At 60.5% G+C, this 19,018-nt stretch carries 18 protein-coding genes; 11 read left to right on the top strand and 7 right to left on the bottom strand.

The window, feature by feature from the left end:
• Window positions 1-2 precede the first annotated feature (2 nt).
• Genes UIA24_RS06770 through UIA24_RS06760 form a run of 3 tightly spaced genes read right to left on the bottom strand, consistent with a single transcriptional unit; the run spans window position 3 to window position 1,781 of the window.
• Complete coding sequence (locus tag UIA24_RS06770) at window positions 3-677, bottom strand: GNAT family N-acetyltransferase (protein ID WP_102052743.1); 675 nt, start codon at window positions 675-677, stop codon at window positions 3-5.
• A 16-nt stretch (window positions 678-693) separates the two neighbouring features.
• The gene (locus tag UIA24_RS06765) at window positions 694-1,140 is read right to left on the bottom strand and encodes a GNAT family N-acetyltransferase (RefSeq protein WP_099776399.1); all 447 of its coding nucleotides are present in this window, start codon (window positions 1,138-1,140) and stop codon (window positions 694-696) included.
• Window positions 1,141-1,151: 11 nt separating this feature from the next.
• Entirely contained in the window at window positions 1,152-1,781 is a 630-nt protein-coding gene (locus tag UIA24_RS06760) for an FMN-binding negative transcriptional regulator (protein ID WP_330522481.1), read from the bottom strand.
• A 90-nt stretch (window positions 1,782-1,871) separates the two neighbouring features.
• Here UIA24_RS06760 and pdxR point away from each other — a divergent pair, with 90 nt between their 5' ends.
• Complete coding sequence (gene pdxR, locus UIA24_RS06755) at window positions 1,872-3,401, top strand: MocR-like pyridoxine biosynthesis transcription factor PdxR (protein WP_330522480.1); 1,530 nt, start codon at window positions 1,872-1,874, stop codon at window positions 3,399-3,401.
• Between the two features lie 75 nt (window positions 3,402-3,476).
• Here pdxR and UIA24_RS06750 read toward each other — a convergent pair whose 3' ends face one another.
• Both UIA24_RS06750 and aspA read right to left on the bottom strand, forming a co-directional pair.
• Complete coding sequence (locus UIA24_RS06750; RefSeq protein WP_330522479.1) at window positions 3,477-4,472, bottom strand: asparaginase; 996 nt, start codon at window positions 4,470-4,472, stop codon at window positions 3,477-3,479.
• 202 nt (window positions 4,473-4,674) lie between these two features.
• Window positions 4,675-6,099, bottom strand: a complete 1,425-nt coding sequence (gene aspA, locus UIA24_RS06745) for an aspartate ammonia-lyase (protein ID WP_065758110.1) — start codon at window positions 6,097-6,099, stop codon at window positions 4,675-4,677.
• Between the two features lie 179 nt (window positions 6,100-6,278).
• Here aspA and UIA24_RS06740 point away from each other — a divergent pair, with 179 nt between their 5' ends.
• The 6 genes from UIA24_RS06740 (at window position 6,279) to UIA24_RS06715 (ending at window position 10,665) form a co-directional block, all read left to right on the top strand.
• Window positions 6,279-7,181 carry a LysR substrate-binding domain-containing protein gene (locus UIA24_RS06740; protein WP_099776390.1) on the top strand — a complete coding sequence of 301 codons (903 nt, stop codon included), beginning with the start codon at window positions 6,279-6,281 and terminating at the stop codon, window positions 7,179-7,181.
• A gap of 160 nt (window positions 7,182-7,341) precedes the next feature.
• Window positions 7,342-7,953, top strand: a complete 612-nt coding sequence (locus UIA24_RS06735) for a hypothetical protein (protein ID WP_330522478.1) — start codon at window positions 7,342-7,344, stop codon at window positions 7,951-7,953.
• A gap of 203 nt (window positions 7,954-8,156) precedes the next feature.
• Window positions 8,157-8,648 (top strand): 5-(carboxyamino)imidazole ribonucleotide mutase, encoded by a 492-nt coding sequence (gene purE, locus UIA24_RS06730; RefSeq protein WP_065758113.1) that lies wholly within the window; start codon window positions 8,157-8,159, stop codon window positions 8,646-8,648.
• 10 nt (window positions 8,649-8,658) lie between these two features.
• On the top strand, window positions 8,659-9,741 hold the full coding sequence (locus UIA24_RS06725; protein WP_065758114.1) for a 5-(carboxyamino)imidazole ribonucleotide synthase: 1,083 nt from the start codon (window positions 8,659-8,661) through the stop codon (window positions 9,739-9,741).
• 92 nt (window positions 9,742-9,833) lie between these two features.
• Complete coding sequence (locus UIA24_RS06720) at window positions 9,834-10,079, top strand: GlsB/YeaQ/YmgE family stress response membrane protein (RefSeq protein ID WP_065758115.1); 246 nt, start codon at window positions 9,834-9,836, stop codon at window positions 10,077-10,079.
• A 52-nt stretch (window positions 10,080-10,131) separates the two neighbouring features.
• The gene (locus UIA24_RS06715; RefSeq protein ID WP_330522477.1) at window positions 10,132-10,665 is read left to right on the top strand and encodes a DUF3299 domain-containing protein; all 534 of its coding nucleotides are present in this window, start codon (window positions 10,132-10,134) and stop codon (window positions 10,663-10,665) included.
• A gap of 36 nt (window positions 10,666-10,701) precedes the next feature.
• Here UIA24_RS06715 and UIA24_RS06710 read toward each other — a convergent pair whose 3' ends face one another.
• Window positions 10,702-11,598 (bottom strand): D-hexose-6-phosphate mutarotase, encoded by an 897-nt coding sequence (locus UIA24_RS06710; RefSeq protein WP_330522476.1) that lies wholly within the window; start codon window positions 11,596-11,598, stop codon window positions 10,702-10,704.
• Window positions 11,599-11,670: 72 nt separating this feature from the next.
• Window positions 11,671-12,072 carry an acyl-CoA thioesterase gene (locus UIA24_RS06705; protein WP_065758118.1) on the bottom strand — a complete coding sequence of 134 codons (402 nt, stop codon included), beginning with the start codon at window positions 12,070-12,072 and terminating at the stop codon, window positions 11,671-11,673.
• 362 nt (window positions 12,073-12,434) lie between these two features.
• Here UIA24_RS06705 and UIA24_RS06700 point away from each other — a divergent pair, with 362 nt between their 5' ends.
• From UIA24_RS06700 to pstA, 4 genes are all read left to right on the top strand, one after another.
• Window positions 12,435-13,724 (top strand): MFS transporter, encoded by a 1,290-nt coding sequence (locus UIA24_RS06700; RefSeq protein WP_330522475.1) that lies wholly within the window; start codon window positions 12,435-12,437, stop codon window positions 13,722-13,724.
• A 162-nt stretch (window positions 13,725-13,886) separates the two neighbouring features.
• Entirely contained in the window at window positions 13,887-14,885 is a 999-nt protein-coding gene (locus UIA24_RS06695) for a phosphate ABC transporter substrate-binding protein PstS (RefSeq protein ID WP_099776383.1), read from the top strand.
• A 138-nt stretch (window positions 14,886-15,023) separates the two neighbouring features.
• Window positions 15,024-17,312, top strand: coding sequence for a phosphate ABC transporter permease (locus tag UIA24_RS06690; protein ID WP_330522474.1), 2,289 nt, complete (start codon window positions 15,024-15,026; stop codon window positions 17,310-17,312).
• Window positions 17,313-17,329: 17 nt separating this feature from the next.
• Window positions 17,330-19,000, top strand: coding sequence for a phosphate ABC transporter permease PstA (gene pstA, locus UIA24_RS06685; protein WP_099776380.1), 1,671 nt, complete (start codon window positions 17,330-17,332; stop codon window positions 18,998-19,000).
• Window positions 19,001-19,018 lie beyond the last annotated feature (18 nt).

Here is a 19,018-nt window from a genome sequence, read left to right as displayed (position 1 = left end):
CTTCAGGCGGATTCGCGACACGCCTCCAGCGTTCTGAGCTGACCGTCAGGGCGCTGGTTTTCTGCCGCAAGCCAGCGCTCGAAACCGGCAGCGATGGCAGGCCATTCATCGTCGGTGATCGAGTACCAGGCCGTATCGCGGTTCTGCCCCTTGACCACCATGTGTTTGCGAAACAGCCCTTCATAGTGGAAGCCGAAGCGTTCAGCCGCGCGTTTTGAACGGCTATTGGCGTCGTTGCACTTCCACTCCAGGCGGCGGTTTCCCAGCTCAAAGGCCAGCTTGCCCAGCAGGTAGATGGCTTCGCTACCTTTCGGTGTGCGCTGCATGGCGGCGCCGAAGGCGACATGGCCAATCTCGATGCGACCGTGTGCTGGCACTATCGACATCAGGCTGAGAATGCCCTGGGCCTGGCCGTTGTGCAGGTCAATGACGGTGTAGAACAACGGGTCACTGGTGGCGGCATTACTGTCGAGCCAGTGGTCGAACGCTTCACGCTCCTCGAAAGGGCCGTAGGGCAGGTAGCTCCATAGCGCAGCGTCAGCATCGGGGCCATTGAACACTTCCCAGAGGTCGTCACGGTGCTGGCGCGGGTTGAGTTTCTCCAGGCGGATGAAACGCCCGGTCAACGGGGTGGCGGGTGGCAGTTTGGCGGGGTGCCAGTTCAGCAGAGTGTTCATGGGACGGCTCCTCGAATTACAACAGTTTGCGGAACTGAATGAAGCCCGGACGTTCGGCCAACTGCTCGTAGAGAGCGATGGCGGTGGTGTTGGTCTCGTGGGTCAGCCAGTGGACCTTGGCGCATCCCGCAGCGCTGGCAGTCGCGTAGACGAACTCGATCAACTGCCGACCAATGCCCTGGCCACGTTGCTCCTGAGCGACCAGCAGGTCTTGCAGGTAGCATGAGTTTTCCGTGGTCCAACAGGAACGATGATAGATCCAATGGACCATGCCCACGGCCTTGCCGTCGACCCAGGCCAGTGCTGCATTAATGGGTTCGGCGGGGTCGAGCATGCGTTGCCAGGTCACTGCGCTGACCTGCTCATCAATCTGGGTTTCGTAGAAACGCTGGTAGGCCTGCCACAGGGGCAGCCAGGCGCTATGGTCGTCGGCTTCGACCGGGCGGATCTGTACGGTGGGCATTTCAGGCTCCTTCAGGGTTGGCGCATCAGGGCGGCCAATTGGTTATCCAGTGGGTCTGGGCTCTCGCTCAGGCCTTTGCGTACGCCTTCAATGTCGGCGCTGTTGCGGTTCTGGCTGGTCTTGCGTTTGCCTTGCAAACGCTCAATCGGCAGGGCGAAGCCGACAATCGCTTTGAGCATGCCGTTGATATAGTCGACGGGCGCGTCGTCGATCGACCAGGGCTGTGGGCGGCCATGCTCATGGCGCTCACTGAGGCTGTCGAGCAATGAGTGCAAGCGTTGCGGGTCGTTAAACACCTCGGCGCAGCCGTAGGCATGCACCGCCAGGTAATTCCAGGTGGGTACGGCTTTACCGTCCACGGCTTTGCTTGGGTAGAAGGTCGGGCTGACATAGGCGTCGGCTCCCGCGAAGATCAGCAGCGCTTCGCTGCCAGTGGCCAGGTCCTGCCACTGGGGGTTGGCTTTGGCCAGATGCCCGTAGAGTGTGCCGTTAGGGCCTTCGTCGCGTTTCAACAGCAACGGCAGGTGGCTCGCCTGCAAGCCCTGCTGGCCGTGTGTGACAAGAACGGCAAGGCGGGTCTGTTCGATTTGCTGGTGCAGGCTGTCGAGATCGGTGTCCCGGAACGCACTGGGTATATACATGGCGATAGTCCTTGGCGAATGCAGCCATCCTAGGCAGGCTATTGGCCTATGGTAAGAGCCATTCACTAACGATTTTATAGGTCCAATACCGTGCGCGAGCAGCCCCTGTCATTGCCCTTTGATCCAACGGGTATCGTACTTGATCGGCGTCTGGGGTTGAGTCGCCAGTTGTATCAAGTCTTGCGTGCCAGAGTGCTGGATGGGCGATTGGGCAGCGGTACACGTTTGCCGGCCAGTCGCGATCTGGCCAAGGCATTGGCGCTGTCGCGCAACAGTGTGGTGCGTGCCTATGACCAGCTTTACGCCGAAGGTTTTATTGAAAGCCGGGTAGGGGACGGCACCTATGTTGCTCAGTTGCCAAAACTATCCACAAATATATCCACAGGGTTATCCCGGGGTTTTTCCACAGCCTTATCCACAAAATCGCCAGAAAGCACTGAGCATCTAACCAGTAGAGTTATCCACACTGGGACTTTGAGTCGGCTTGAAAAGCATCATTTGCCAGCACCGAAAAGCGGGCCACCGAGGGCATTCCGGGTTGGTGCGCCCGCTTTCGATCTATTCCCCTTCGAGACGTGGGCCAAGCTACAAGCGGGTTTCTGGCGTAAGCCCGATCCGGCCTTGCTCGGTTACGGTGATCCGGCAGGTGAGCCGATTTTGCGCGAACTGATTGCGACCTACCTGCGTCGTTCTCGGGGACTTTCCTGCAGCGCTGAACAAATTGTGATCACCAGTGGCGCACAGCAGGCGATCAGCCTTTGTGCACAGTTGTTGCTGGAGCCTGGCGATGGGGTGGCTGTGGAAAACCCTGGGTACCGGGCTGCCGGGCATGCGTTCGCGCTTGCCGGGGCACGGGTGTTCGGTGTTGCGGTAGATAACGAAGGGATGGATTGCGCAGCCTTGTCGGCACTGCCCCAGTGCCGCCTGAGCTACGTGACGCCTTCACACCAGTACCCTACGGGCGTCACCATGAGCCTGGCCCGGCGTCTGGAACTGCTGGCCTGGGCTGAACGCAGCGATGGCTGGATTGTCGAGGACGATTATGACGGTGAATACCGCTACAGCGGTGCGCCCCTGGCGCCCTTGGCAGCCTTGGACCCACATGGCCGTGTGCTGTATGTCGGTACTTTCGGCAAGATCGCCTTTCCGGCCCTGCGCATGGGTTATCTGGTCGTGCCGCCGCCATTGGTCGAGGCATTTTCCCGCTGTCGGGCACTGGCGGTGCGGCATTCGGAAGTCGGTAATCAGGTGGTGATGGCGCAGTTCATGGCACAAGGGCATTTTCAGCGGCATATCCGTCGTATGCGCCGGGCAGCGTTGAGTCGGCGCAATGTGCTCAAGGCGGGGTGGCCTGTGGATATCCCCGGCTGTGGGGCAATGCCTGAGGTGGCGGCGGGCCTGCATGTCAAAGTCGATGTGGACAACCTGGCACGTGAGCGTGAACTGATCGCCCGCGCGGAGGCCGTCGGGGTTGAACTGAATCCACTGAGCGATTACTGGCTGGAGGACTCAAGCACCCCTGTGGATAAACGCGCCGGCCTGGTACTGGGCTTTGCTGCGGTGCCTGAAGCCGCGATCGCCGATGCCTTGGCACGCCTGCGGCGTGCCTGGCGTCGCTGATCAGGTGTCAGGCGCCTGTCCAGTAACAGGGTGGCCGGTATCATCACATTCGTGTCGGTGCTGCCGGCGATGCACTCAACGCAGTTCCCCGCACACATCGAGTTCAACCAGGCGACGTACTTCGTCCACCGGCAGCCCCGCGCCCAGCAAGGCCTGCAATTTACCGAAGGCTGCTTCGCGGGTCATGCCGCCGCCAGACACTACGCCCACTTCACGCAGCCGACTGCCGGCCTCATAGACATCCAGATCGACGCCGCCCTCGTGACACTGTGTGATTGCTACCACCACAATGCCGCGGGTCTGGGCGAGCTTCAGGCTGGCAAGAAACTCGACGTCATCGCAGGGGCCCGTGCCGCTACCGAAGCATTCCAGGATGACGGCTTGAACACCACTGTCGAGTACCGCCAGCAGTGGCTGGGCAGCAAAACCGGGCACCAGTGGCAGCACCGCAACCTGGGCGGTTTGCTTGGCGTGACGGTAGTCCAGTTCGGCGGGTAGCGATGCAGCCTTGGCTGCACCACCGAAGCGCTTCAGTGTGGCAAAGGGATGGCGGCCATAACTGCGGACCTTGGCGCAGCGGGTCGGCGTCAGCAGCTCGCCGTGGAAGTACAGTTGCACGCCCGATACTTGCCCGGCGGCCAGTGCTTGCAAAGCGCCAACGATATTTTCTTCGGCATCGCTGTCGGGGGCGCCGGCTGGCAGCATCGAGCCGGTAAACAGCAGCGGTGCCGGCAACCCCAGCAATTGGAAACTCATGGCGGCCGCGCTGTAGGCCAGGGTGTCGGTACCGTGTAGCACCAGCACGGCATCGCAGCCTTGGCTGTCGACCGCGTCGATAATGGCTTCGCGCAGGCGCTGCCAGTATTGCGGGGTCATGTTGGCGCTGTCGATCAGCGGCAGCAGTTCGCGAAACTGCCAATGGGGCAACGCCAGGCCCGTCAGTTGTTCGCGCATCCGTTGTTCAAAGCCTGAGGCCGGCGTCAGGCCGTGGGCGCTGGCCTGCATGCCGATGGTGCCACCGGTGTAGAGCACCATGATATTTCGAGCGGGATGCGCGGTAACGGGGTTCATTCGCCTGTCTCCGTGGTCAGTCTTGTTAGAAGCAGATCACAGTACGCCATCGTCGGGAGCCTTGTCTGCGTCAGCAGGGTAAAAGCTGTAGATGAAATCGCAGGCAAAAAAAAGGGCCTGGAGCATTCGGCTCCAGGCCCTCAAAAGGTGAGAGGTGTCTAGTCCCTCGACCTGGTGAGCGGTTTGCGTGAGGTACTGAGGGTTAAGCCTTCAGCGGTACCAGACGCGGTGCAATCATGTTTTCCGGGCGCAGGATGTCGTCGAGCATGGCGTCGTCGAGCAAGCCTTCTTCGCGCACCAGTTCCAGTACGCCGCGGCCGCTTTCCAGCGCAATACGGGCGATACGGGTGGCGTTTTCGTAGCCGATGTACGGGTTCAGGGCAGTGACCAGGCCGATCGAGTGCTCTACCAGTTCACGGCAGCGCTGCTCGTTGGCAGTGATGTCGACGATGCAGTGCTCGCGCAGCATGTCCATGGCGCGTTGCAGCAGGCGGATCGAATCGAAGATCTTGTAGGCGATCAGCGGTTCCATCACGTTCAGCTGCAGTTGGCCGCCTTCGGCTGCAATGGTCAGGGCCAGATCGTTACCGATGATGGCGAAGGCCACCTGGTTGACGGCTTCCGGGATCACCGGGTTGACCTTGCCTGGCATGATCGAGCTGCCCGGCTGGCGTGCTGGCAGGTTGATTTCGTTGATGCCGGTGCGTGGGCCGCTGGACAGCAGACGCAGGTCATTACAGATCTTCGACAGCTTGACCGCAGTGCGCTTGAGCATGCCGGAGAACAAGACGAAGGCGCCCATGTCCGAGGTAGCTTCGATCAGGTCGGCAGCCGGTACCAGCGGTTGGCCGCTGATTTCTGCCAGGCGCTGTACGGCCAGGTGCTGGTAGCCTGGGTCGGCGTTGATGCCGGTACCGATGGCGGTACCGCCCAGGTTGACTTCTGTCAGGACTTCCGGCGCCAGGGTGCGCAGGCGGTTGAGGTCTTCGGTCAGGGTGGTGGCAAAGGCACGGAATTCCTGGCCGAGGGTCATCGGTACCGCGTCCTGCAGCTGGGTACGGCCCATCTTCAGTACGTGGTTGAACTCTTCACCCTTGGCAGCGAAGGCCTGGATCAGGCTGTCGAGGCTGGCCAGCAGGGCATCGTGACCAAGCAGCAGGCCCAGACGGATTGCGGTCGGGTAGGCGTCGTTGGTCGACTGCGCCATGTTCACATCGTTGTTCGGGTGCAGGTACTTGTACTCACCCTTCTGATGGCCCATGGCCTCAAGTGCGATGTTGGCGATGACTTCGTTGGCGTTCATGTTGGTCGAAGTGCCAGCACCGCCCTGGATCATGTCCACCACGAACTGCTCGTGGTAGTCGCCGCGGATCAGGCGGGCGCAAGCCTCGCTGATGGCAGCGTGCTTGGTATCGTTCAGGTGGCCCAGCTCGCGGTTGGCGTCAGCAGCAGCCTGTTTGACCATGGCCAGGGCCACAACCAACTTAGGGTAGTGCGACAGCGGTACGCCGGAGAGGTGGAAGTTGTTGGCAGCACGCAGGGTCTGGATGCCGTAGTAGGCATCAGCAGGGACTTCGAGGGTGCCAAGCAGGTCTTTTTCAACACGGAACGATGCAGCAGCGGACATGATAGATATCATCTCGAGTTTGGCCCGGCACATGCCGGAATGGCGCCAATCCTAGGTCTGCGGGAGTTTTGCGGCCAATGCTGTTGCACGCTAACCTATGCACAAACGGCATAATGGTCGATGTGACGCCAACAGCTATTCGAGCGTGTGCCATTTTGGTGCATGCCTGGAGACCCTTGATGAACCTTGAAAGTAAATGGCTGGAAGACTTCAGTGCGCTGGCCGCTACCCGGAGCTTTTCGCAAGCGGCCGAGCGCCGTTTCGTGACCCAGCCGGCCTTCAGCCGGCGTATTCGCAGCCTGGAGGCGGCGTTGGGTCTGACCCTGGTCAACCGTTCGCGTACACCCATTGAGTTGACGGCTGCTGGCCAGTTGTTTCTGGTGACGGCGCGTACTGTGGTCGATCAGTTGGGCGAGGTACTGCGCCATTTGCATCACCTCGAAGGTGGGCAGGGCGAGGTCATTCAGGTGTCCGCGGCGCACTCTCTGGCACTGGGCTTTTTCCCGCGCTGGATCGCCCAATTACGCAACGATGGGCTCAATATCGCGACACGTTTGGTTGCAACTAACGTTGGCGATGCGGTGCATGCCTTGCGTGAAGGGGGTTGCGATCTGATGTTGGCGTTCTATGACCCGGATGCCGCGCTGCAGATGGATGCGGAAATCTTCCCGTCGCTGCACTTGGGGCATACCGAGATGCTCCCAGTCTGCGCGGCGGACGCGGACGGCAAGCCGCTGTTCGACCTCGAAGGCGAGGGCAGTGTGCCGTTGCTGGCGTACAGCGCCGGGGCATTCCTCGGGCGCTCGGTGAACCTGTTGTTGCGTCAGCGCAACCTGCGCTTCACCACAGTCTACGAGACGGCCATGGCCGACAGCCTCAAGAGCATGGCGCTGGAGGGGCTCGGTATCGCCTGGGTGCCACGGCTATCGGTAAGGGCTGAGTTGGAACGGGGGGAACTGGTGATTTGTGGTGGCAGCCAGTGGCACGTGCCACTGGAGATCCGCGTGTATCGCTGCGCGCTGGTGCGCAAGGCCAATGTTCGATTGCTCTGGCGCAAGCTGGAGCAGGCTGCGGCAAACTGATGTCTTTGTGGGCTTCCTACACCGTTTAGCTGCAAGCGCTACACGATGAAGAGGCGATGGCTGAATGCCGGGCGCTGGCATGACTTGTAGGTTATGTCGACGGCTTCTTCGCGCCGCGCCTGTCATTAGGACGGGCGCACTCTTCTGAAAGGATTTCGGAATGCTCTATAAAAAATACGATCTTTACGAAAAGTACGGGGACTTTGACAAGTACGAGAAAAAGCCCGTGTTCATCTACCTGTTCTGCCACGATGATCTCGATGAAGGCTATCGACCGATCATCTACCGCGACTATCTGAAGGACTTGATGTATGAGCTGGAGCAGGTATTCCAGCGTGAAATCATTGTCGAGCTTCACTATGCCATCCCGGGCGTGACCGACTTCAGTTACAAGACCGAACTGGGCAGCGAGCGATCGAGTCTCGATGAGTTCGCCTCGCGCGGAGCAACGTTTGCCCAGGAGAACGATCTGTCCTATCGCCACAACTATCGTTATGGGCTCATCACCCAGGACGGGATCTCCAGCAGCGTGCATGGCATGGCCCAGGTTGGCGGGAATTTTTTCCTGGCGTCCGTCCAGGGTTACCAGCATATCGCTCATGAACTGGGCCATACATTCAACGCCTCACATGAGCATGCGGAAGTGACGTTTGGCATCCCGCCAACACAAACCTACATGCATGAAGCCAACAATCCGCTCTATGCGAAGGACTACAGATTCTCTGACGTCAATCGCGGCCGTATGGCCGATTTTCTCGCATCGGTAGAGTAATACCGGGTACAAAAGCAATGCGCCCTTGCTGCACTGACTAATGGTCGGCAAGGGGGCTTTCTTCTGGCTGCTTTACGGTATACTGCGCGGCCCTTGGCCGGTCCCACCTGCCAATGAATTCGCATAACAAGCCACGCCGGTCGTCCCGCGTGGCTTGTTGTTTTTTGACGCGCCTGAAGGCGCCCAAGAGAAGAGGCTCGACGATGAGTGCACTGGTTGGCGTGATCATGGGCTCCAAGTCCGATTGGTCCACCCTTAGCCACACCGCCGATATGCTGGAAAAACTCGGCATTCCCTACGAAGTGAAGGTGGTCTCCGCCCATCGCACGCCGGACCTGCTGTTCCAGTATGCCGAAGAAGCTGAGGGCCGTGGCATCGAGGTGATCATCGCCGGTGCAGGGGGCGCAGCCCACCTGCCGGGCATGTGCGCTGCCAAGACTCACCTGCCGGTTTTGGGTGTGCCTGTGCAGTCCTCGATGCTCTCGGGTGTCGACTCGTTGCTGTCGATCGTGCAGATGCCCGCCGGTATTCCGGTGGCAACCCTGGCTATCGGCAAGGCCGGTGCGATCAATGCCGCGTTGCTTTCAGCGAGCATCCTGGGGGCCAAGCACCCTCAGTTCCACGCCGTGCTGAAGCAGTTCCGCGCCGAGCAGACAGACAGCGTTCTGGACAATCCAGATCCACGCCAGGCCTGAGGTCACGAGCATGAAAATCGGTGTAATCGGTGGCGGCCAGTTGGGCCGCATGTTGGCCCTGGCAGGCACTCCGCTGGGCATGAATTTCGCTTTCCTTGACCCTGCACCGGACGCCTGTGCTGCGTCGTTGGGCGAGCACCTGCGCGCCGATTACGGTGACCAGGACCACTTGCGCCAATTGGCCGACGAAGTCGATCTGGTAACGTTCGAGTTCGAAAGCGTGCCAGCCGAAACCGTCGCCTTTCTGTCGCAGTTCGTACCGGTTTACCCAAGCGCCGAATCCCTGCGTATTGCGCGTGATCGCTGGTTCGAGAAGAGCATGTTCAAGGACCTGGGTATTCCAACCCCGTCCTTCGCCGATATCCAGTCGCAAGCCGACCTAGACGCCGCGGTGGCCAGCATCGGCCTGCCTGCAGTGCTGAAAACCCGTACCTTGGGTTATGACGGAAAAGGCCAGAAAGTACTGCGAACTGCAGCCGATGTAGTGGGTACTTTCGCCGAGCTGGGTAGCGTGCCGTGCCTGTTGGAAGGCTTTGTGCCATTTACTGGCGAAGTCTCGTTGATCGCCGTGCGCGCCCGTGACGGTGAAACCCGTTTCTACCCGCTGGTCCACAACACTCACGAGAGCGGCATCCTGCGCTTGTCGGTTGCCAGCAGCGAGCATCCACTGCAGGCGTTGGCGCAAGACTACGCCGGGCGTGTGCTGAAGCACCTCGACTACGTGGGTGTGCTGGCGTTCGAGTTCTTCGAGGTGGATGGCGGCCTGAAAGCCAACGAAATCGCGCCGCGGGTTCACAACTCCGGGCACTGGACCATCGAAGGCGCCGAGTGCAGCCAGTTCGAGAACCACCTGCGCGCCGTTGCGGGCCTGCCGCTGGGTTCGACCGACAAGGTCGGCGAAAGCGCCATGCTCAACTTCATCGGCGAAGTGCCGGCGGTGGAGCAGGTCATCGCTATCGACGACTGTCATCTGCATCACTACGGCAAAGCCTTCAAGGCCGGGCGCAAGGTTGGCCACGCCACCCTGCGTTGTGCCGACAAGGCCACGCTCGAGCAGAAAATCCAGCAGGTTGAAGCATTGATTTCCGCTTGAGCGGAACCTTCCTGCTCCCGCGTCCCTCTGATGGCAGGATGCCAAAGCGCTGACTAGGCTTTGGCCAATGCACGCACTTCAGAGGGATCGCCATGGGCATCATTGGAACTATCTTCATCGGCCTGGTCGTGGGTCTGCTGGCACGCTTCCTCAAGCCAGGCGACGACAACATGGGCTGGATCATGACGATTGTGCTCGGCATCTGTGGATCCGTGGCTGCCACCTATGGTGGCCAGGCCTTGGGGATCTACCATGCTGGCGAGGGGGCAGGGTTTTTCGGCGCGCTGGTCGGTGCGATTGTGCTGCTGCTGATCTTCGGTTTCATCAAAAAGAACTGACGTCAGGCTAGAATGCTCGGCAACTTACGTTCCCCTTGTTGCCGAGTTTTTCATGCGCCGTATTTTCCTGTGTGCTCTCCTGTTTTGCAGTGGCCTGGCCCATGCCGAGTTGCCGGAAACCGACTGGTTGGAGCTGATGCCCAAGTCGGACCAGAAGGCGCTTGAGGAAATGCCCGAAATTGACCACAACTCTCCCGAAGCCAATGGCACGTTCAGCAACAAGGGCGGCTTGAAGCAAAGCAAGGGACTGCCAGCGGTGATGTACTCGAGCAAGACCGTTGCGTCCATGAACGGCAAGCGCATCCGCCTGGGTGGCTATCCGGTACCTCTGGAAACCGATGCCAAAGGCAAAAGCACCTTGTTTTTCCTGGTGCCCTACCCAGGTGCCTGCATTCATGTGCCGCCACCGCCACCGAACCAGCTGGTACTGGTGCGTTACCCCAAAGGCTTGAAACTGGACGATATCTACACGCCGTTATGGGTTACAGGCACGTTGACGGTCGAGAAGGTCAGCAACGACCTGGCGGATGCAGCCTATGCGCTGGACGCCGGGCAGGTACGGGTGGTGACGGACGCTGACCTTTGATGGCGTTGGCAAGCCAACGCCCACAGTAGTCCGGGTTTAGAGCGGCTCGCTGCCGATACTCAGGCTCAAGGTGTGACGGGCGCCTGGTGCCAGTTGCACGAGATCGTCCCAGACATTCGCCGTCTCGATGCACAGCATGCGCTGCCAGCCATCGTTGGCCATGTCGATCAGCTCGGCGGCGCGGTCGGTCCAGGGGTTCCAGATGACGGCCGAGCGCGAGCCACTGCTGCGCAACAGGATGCGACGGTTCCAGGCCGGGTCGACAATGCTCAGTTGCTCAGGTGCCTGTAGGTAGATGCGGTCGGTTTCCCCGGCAAAACCCAGGTCGCCCTGTTGGTTGCGCTGCTCCCAGTTGGCCAGCGTTTCGATGTAGTTCAGCCCGGCCACGCCTTCGACCCGAACCTGGCGTACATCACTGACCGCGAAGTAGCTGTGCAGCGCCTGGCTGATGGTGACGGGGTCGCTACCCAGGTTTTCGCTGCACAAGGTCAGGTTGAGTTGCTCGCCCATGACGATGCTCAGGTTCAACGCGACGGTATGTGGCCAGCCGGGCAGGTGGCCCAGGGCTTGCGGCAGGGTGAAGTCGATACGCAGCTCAGTGCTGCTGTTGTCGATGCCCAACAGTTGCCAGTCGCGCCCACGAGCCAGGCCGTGGGCGGGCGCCTCACTGGCCTGGTACATGGCCTGCACGCTTTGCGGGTTGCGCGCCAGGTTGCCAAACCAGGGCCAGCATACCGGCACGCCTGCGCGTACCGATTTGCCCTGCTTGAACAGGGCCTGGTCGCTCAACCACAGCAGCGGCGGCTCGCCAACCCGTTGGTAGCTCAGCACCTGGGCACCCTGCTGGGCGATCAGTAGCTCAGCGCTGTCGCTGGTGATGCGCCAGCAGTTGAGCTCGCCGTGTTTTTCCGACTCTACCTTGGGTGTGGACATGCGTCTGATCTCGTTCGGTTGCCGTAAGGTCGTTGACCTCTCGTCTACCGCCGAGTGTACCGCGCCAGCCGCTCAGCGACGAGGTGGAACCGAGCGGGTGCGACCGCTGCCGTCGATGGCAACGAAGACGAACACCGCTTCGGTGACCTTGCGCCATTCGCTGGACAGCGGATCATCGCTCCACACTTCGACCATCATCTGGATCGAGCTGCGGCCGATCTCCAGGGTCTGGGTATAGAAGGACAGTTGTGCGCCGACGGCGACAGGCACCAGGAAGGCCATGCGATCAATTGCGACGGTAGCCACGCGGCCTCCTGCAACACGGCTGGCCATGGCCGTGCCGGCGAGGTCCATCTGGGCGACCAGCCAGCCGCCATAGATATCGCCGAAACCGTTGGTTTCACGTGGCAATGCAGTGATTTGCAGGGCCAGGTCGCCTTGCGGGATAGGATCTTCTTGTTCGAGTTCAATCATGCCGGGGTAGCCTCTGACCCGTGACGCTTCATTGGTTAGCGCAGTGTGGACGCCTCGACAAACGATTCAGCATACGCACGCTACGCTGCGTTCGCTTTAGCCAGGCGGCGAAAGGAAACTCTGCGAAACCGACTAAGTATATTCAGCGGCGCTTTCGCACAACATCCTCCATAAGGCGTAGCCTTTTCCTGCATGGGGCCAGTATATAGAGCCTCGCGTGCAGCGACGACCATACGGTCACCATTATCTGTCGTGAATGTGTACATCCTGTACGTTTTCAAGCAAATTGCCTCGGATCCAACATTTTTCCCTGGCTGCAACCAGCGCTGTTGCCGCTTTAACCATCAATAAGAGACGCGTCGATGACCTCCGTGCCCACCAGTATCGCGCAGCCCTCGCGGCCGCTGACTCGCAGTGACTACAAGACCTTGTCGCTTTCCGCCCTGGGTGGTGCGCTGGAGTTCTACGACTTCATTATCTTTGTGTTCTTCGCCAAAGTGGTCGGCCACTTGTTCTTCCCCGCTGACATGCCTGAATGGCTGCGCCTGATGCAGACCTTCGGCATCTTTGCTGCCGGCTACCTGGCACGCCCACTGGGCGGTATCGTCATGGCACACTTCGGTGACCTGTTGGGGCGCAAGAAGATGTTCACCCTGAGCATCTTCATGATGTCTGTGCCGACACTGATCATGGGCTTGCTCCCGACCTACGCGCAGATTGGCATGTGGGCGCCGATCCTGCTGTTGTTGATGCGGGTGATCCAGGGCGCGGCCATCGGTGGCGAAGTCCCAGGCGCCTGGGTGTTCGTCTCCGAGCATGTCCCGGCACGCAATACCGGCTATGCCTGCGGCACCCTCACGGCGGGGCTGACCTCCGGCATTCTGCTCGGCTCGCTGGTGGCTACCCTGATTAGCAGCCTCTACAGTGAGCAGGAACTGTCTGACTACGCTTGGCGGATTCCGTTCCTGCTGGGGGGTGTGTTTGGTCTGTTTTCGGTTTATCTGCGTCGCTGGTTGCACGAAACCCCGGTGTTCGCCGAGATGAAGGCGCGCCAGTCGCTGGCCGAAGAAGTGCCGCTGCGTGCGGTGCTGCGTGATCACCGCAGTGCCATCATCCTGTCGATGTTGCTGACCTGGCTGTTATCGGCGGGCATCATCGTGGTGATCCTGATGACCCCGACCGTGCTGGAGACGGTCTACGGTATTCCCATGACCGTTGCGCTGCAGGCCAATAGCCTGGCCATTGTCCTGCTCAGCTTCGGCTGTGTCGCCGCCGGCATGCTCGCTGATCGCTTTGGTGCCGGGCGGGTGTTCGTGGTGGGCAGCCTGTGCCTGTTGGCCAGCTCATGGGTGTTTTATCACAGCCTGGCGACCCATCCCGAGTGGCTGTTTCCGATGTATGCACTGACCGGGTTGTGCGTCGGCATCGTCGGTGCAGTGCCTTATGTGATGGTACGGGCGTTTCCGCCCGTGGTGCGGTTCAGTGGCCTGTCCTTCTCCTACAACCTGGCGTACGCCATTTTTGGTGGCCTGACGCCGATGGTCGTGACCTATCTGCTCAAGCTCAGCCCCATGGGCCCGTCCTATTACGTGGCCGGTATTTGCACCATTGGTCTGCTAGTGGGTTGCTATTTACTGGCAACGAAGCGCTGAAAGCGCTCTAGCCCAGTAGTCGTTACATTTTGAAAAGGCCTTCCTGCCTGAGCGGTGATGGCCATTCATCTAATTGTCATATTCACTTCATAGAGTGGTCATACGCCCTGCAGATACTGGGGCCCGATTCATCTCAACCCCAATTCCTGCTAGGAGCAAGGCATGAAACTGAAGCGTTTGATGGCGGCCCTGACGTTTGCCGCCGCTGGCGTTGCCACCGCTAATGCGGTTGCCGCTGTTGACCCTGCTATTCCGACTTACGTCAAAACCACTGGCGTGTCGGGCAACCTCTCCAGCGTCGGTTCCGATACCCTGGCCAACCTGATGACCCTGTGGGCTGAAGCCTACAAAAAAGAATACCCGAACGTGAACATTCAGATTCAGGCTGCCGGTTCCTCCACCGCACCGCCTGCACTGACTGAAGGCACCGCTAACCTGGGCCCGATGAGCCGCAAGATGAAGGACGTCGAGCTGCAGGCGTTCGAGCAGAAGTATGGCTACAAGCCAACCGCAATCCCGGTTGCTGTTGATGCCCTGGCTGTCTTCGTGCACAAGGACAACCCGATCAAGGGTCTGACCATGGCTCAGGTCGATGCGATCTTCTCGTCGACTCGCCTGTGCGGTGGCAAGAACGATGTCAAAACCTGGGGTGACCTGGGTGTGACCGGCGACCTGGCCAACAAGCCGGTTCAGTTGTTCGGTCGTAACTCGGTGTCCGGCACCTACGGCTACTTCAAGGAAGAAGCCCTGTGCAAAGGCGACTTCAAGCCTAACGTCAACGAACAGCCAGGCTCGGCTTCGGTCGTGCAGTCGATCAGCAGCTCGCTGAACGGCATCGGTTACTCGGGCATCGGCTACAAAACCGCCAGCGTCAAGACTGTAGCCCTGGCCAAGAAAGAAGGCGGCGAGTTCGTTGAAGACAACGAAAGCAACGCCCTGAACGGCACCTACCCGCTGTCGCGCTTCCTCTACGTTTACGTCAACAAGGCCCCGAACAAGCCTCTGGCCCCGCTGGACGCCGAGTTCATCAAGCTGGTCCTGTCGCAAGCTGGCCAGCAGGTCGTAGTGAAAGATGGTTACATCCCGCTGCCGAAGAAAGTGGTCGACAAGGCCATGGCGGATCTCGGTCTGTCGCACAACGGTAACGTTGCCAAGAAGTAAGTGAGACCCCGGTGAGGGCTGGCCTACGGCTAGCCCTCCCACCCATTCCCGGTCCGAAGCCAGAACTCCTGAGCGGCGGGCTTTTTTGCGTCAATGCACTGTCATGTTTTTGTAATACGGGACCGCTAGGGTGTGCGCATGAATGATCTGGCCAACTCCACCATGACCCAAAATTCTCCCCCCGTGCGGATTGATTTCAATGCGCCCGAGTTGCAACGCAAGCGCAAGATGCGTGCGTTCAAGGATCGCCTGACCCGCTGGTATGTACTGGTAGGCGGGCTTGCCGTGCTGGCGGCGATCACCCTGATCTTTTTCTATCTGGCTTATGTCGTGCTGCCACTGTTTCAGGGCGCCGAGCTGACCAGTAAGAAAGCCATGGAGCCGACCTGGCTGCAGCAGGATGCCGGCAAACCGCTGATGATTGCTCTTGAGGAGCAAAACCTCGTCGGTATGCGTGTGTCCGACAAGGGCCAGGCGCTGTTCTTCGACACCAAGACCGGTGCTGAAATCAACCGCGTCGACCTGCCCGTGCCGACCGGCACCCAGGTGACTTCGATCAGTACCGACCAGCCGGGTAGCTCGCTGATCGTGCTGGGCTTGTCCAACGGTCAGGCCGTGGTATTCCACCACGCCTACAAGATCACCTATCCGGACAACAAGAAGACCATCACCCCTGGCATCGACTTCCCGTATGGCCAAGAGCCGTTCGTGCTCGACGAGCAGGGCCGCGCACTTGAGCACGTCAGCGTCAACGTCAACGGCGAGACCATAACGGTGGCAGGCTCGCACGGCTCGCAACTGCTGGTGACCCAGCTGACTCGCGAAGAGAACATGATGACCGGTGAGGTCACCAGCGAGCAGAACCGCATCGACCTGCCGCAGATGACCGAGCCGGTGAAGGCGATCTTCATCGACCCGCGTCAGCAATGGTTGTATGTGGTTAACGGTCGCGCCCAGGCCGATGTGTTCAGCCTGCGCGACAAGAGTCTTAATGGTCGCTACAAGCTGCTCGACGATGGCCAGGCCGAGATCACTGCCAGTGCCCAACTGGTCGGCGGTATATCGCTGGTCTTCGGTGACTCCAAGGGTGGCCTGAGCCAGTGGTTCATGGCCCGCGATCCGGATGGCGAGCAGCGCTTCAAGCTGATTCGTAGCTTCCAGATGGGCACTGCACCCGTAGTCCAGATAGACGCCGAAGATCGCCGCAAAGGCTTCATCGCCCTGGACAGCTCGGGCAAGCTCGGCGTGTTCCACAGCACCGCGCACCGCACCCTGCTGGTCGAGCCTGCTGCAGAGGGCGCAGGCATCCTCGCCCTGTCGCCGCGGGCCAACCGCATCTTCATCGAAGAAGGCGGCAAGCTGCTGCCCTTGAGCCTGAAGAACCCGCACCCGGAAGTATCCTGGAGCGCGCTGTGGAGCAAGGTCTGGTACGAGAACTACGACGAGCCCAAGTACGTCTGGCAGTCGACTGCTTCGAACACCGACTTCGAGCCTAAGTTGAGCCTTTCGCCACTGACCTTCGGTACCCTCAAGGCCGCGTTCTATGCGATGATCCTGGCGGCACCCTTGGCTATTGCCGCAGCGATTTACACCGCCTACTTCATGGCCCCAGGCATGCGCCGCAAGGTCAAGCCGGTGATTGAGCTGATGGAAGCGATGCCGACGGTGATCCTCGGCTTCTTCGCCGGCCTGTTCCTCGCACCGTACCTTGAAGGCCACCTGCCGGGTGTGTTCAGCCTCTTCCTGCTGATGCCGATCGGCATCCTGCTGGCCGGCTTCGCCTGGAGCCGCCTGCCGGAATCGCTGCGCCTGCGTGTGCCAGATGGCTGGGAAGCAGCGATCCTGATCCCGGTGATCCTGTTCACCGGCTGGTTCGCCCTGTACATGAGTCCGTTCATCGAAACCTGGTGGTTCGGCGGCGACATGCGCCTTTGGATCAGCAACGACCTGGGCATCACCTACGACCAGCGCAACGCCCTGGTAGTTGGTATCGCCATGGGCTTCGCGGTGATCCCGAACATCTACTCGATTGCCGAAGACGCCGTGTTCAGCGTGCCACGCAGCCTGACCCTGGGTTCCTTGGCGCTGGGCGCCACGCCGTGGCAGACCCTGACCCGTGTGGTCATCCTGACCGCCAGCCCGGGGATCTTCTCGGCGCTGATGATCGGTATGGGCCGTGCGGTCGGTGAAACCATGATCGTGCTGATGGCCACGGGTAACACCCCGGTCATGGAACTGAACCTGTTTGAAGGTATGCGCACCCTGGCGGCCAACGTCGCGGTGGAGATGCCGGAATCGGAAGTCGGTGGCAGCCATTACCGCGTGCTGTTCCTCGCCGCGCTGGTACTGCTGATGTTCACCTTCGTGATGAACACCTTGGCCGAGCTGATTCGCCAGCGTCTGCGCAAGAAATACTCGTCGCTTTGATAGGAAGGTAGAGATCCGTGAAAAAGGATTCCCTCAAAAGCTGGTTCAAGAGCGGCGCCCCTGGCGTCTGGATCAGCGGTGGCGCGGTCGCCATTGCGGTGATCATGACCGTGGGCCTGCTGGCGGTGATCGCCGTGCGTGGCCTAGGCCACTTCTGGCCGGCCGACCTGATCCAGGCTACCTATAAGGTGCCGGGCCAGGCTGATCATGTGGTCATCGGTGAAGTGGTACAGAAGGAAGAGGTGCCGCTGGCGCGTTTGAAGGGCGCCGGTCTGCCGGTGCCGGACAACGGCCCGGAGTTCATGACCCGCGAGCTGATCAAGGTCGGTAATCGCGACCTCAATGGCAGCGACTTCACCTGGGTGGTCGGTGACTGGCTGGTGGATCAAACCACCCCCGCCGAACTGATCGCTCTGGAACGCCGCGAGTGGGGTAACTTCTACGGCTACCTGGTCAGCGTCAAGGAAAACGGCAAGGTTGTCGCCGAAGGTCAAGCGGCCTGGGGCGAGCTGCAAGCGCGCCTCAAGCGTGCCAGCAAACTGGCCGGCGACCTGCAGACCCTTGAGAAGAAAGACATCGGTGCGATCAACCATGGCCTGGAGCGCCTGCGCCTTCACAGCCGTAAACTTGAGCTTGACGGCAAGCTGGACGCCGCTGCTCAGGCGGACATGGACGCCGAGCGCGCCGAGCTGGACAGCCGCTACAAGGCCGTTGAGGACCGCTTGGGCGCGCTGCATCGCGAGTTCAGCCGCGACAGTCTGGTTGCCCGTGATGGTAATGGTCGCGAAGTAGAGATCAACCTGGACAAGGTGGTGCATGCCTATCAGCCAAACGGCATGGGTACCTTTACCAAGCTGGGCACCTACTTCGCAAAGGTCTGGGAGTTTTTGAGCGACGACCCGCGTGAAGCCAACACTGAGGGCGGGATCTTCCCGGCCATCTTCGGTACGGTGATGATGACCCTGATCATGGCCGTGATCGTCACGCCGTTCGGCGTACTGGCGGCGGTGTACCTGCGTGAATATGCACGTCAGGGCCCGGTCACGCGCTTGATCCGTATTGCGGTGAACAACCTGGCGGGTGTTCCGGCGATCGTCTACGGTGTGTTCGGCTTGGGCTTCTTCGTCTACGTGCTGGGTGGCTCGATCGACCGGCTGTTCTTCCCTGAAGCCCTGCCGGCGCCAACCTTGGGTACTCCAGGCCTGCTGTGGGCCTCGCTGACCCTGGCCCTGCTGGCCGTGCCGGTGGTGATCGTGGCTACCGAAGAAGGCCTGGCGCGTATCCCGCGTACCGTGCGTGAGGGCTCGTTGGCCCTCGGTGCGACCAAGGCCGAAACGCTGTGGAAGATCGTTCTGCCAATGGCCAGCCCGGCGATGATGACCGGCATGATCCTCGCCGTTGCGCGTGCTGCCGGTGAGGTGGCGCCGCTGATGCTGGTAGGTGTGGTGAAACTGGCGCCGTCGTTGCCAGTGGACGGTAACTACCCGTACCTGCACCTGGACCAGAAGATCATGCACCTGGGCTTCCACATCTATGACGTGGGCTTCCAGAGCCCGAACGTCGAGGCCGCGCGGCCGCTGGTGTACGCCACCGCCCTGTTGCTGGTGCTGGTGATCGCCACCCTCAACCTTTCGGCGGTGTGGATCCGTAACCACCTGCGCGAGAAGTACAAGGCGCTGGACAGCTGATCGGCAGCCCCCTGAATT

Origin of the sequence: Pseudomonas sp. AL 58 (assembly GCF_036348395.1) — a bacterium.
In the GTDB taxonomy this organism is placed as follows: Bacteria; Pseudomonadota; Gammaproteobacteria; order Pseudomonadales; family Pseudomonadaceae; genus Aquipseudomonas; species Aquipseudomonas defluvii.
The sequence above is the reverse complement of the archived record's forward strand: the minus strand, read 5'-3'. Positions and strand labels throughout refer to the sequence as shown.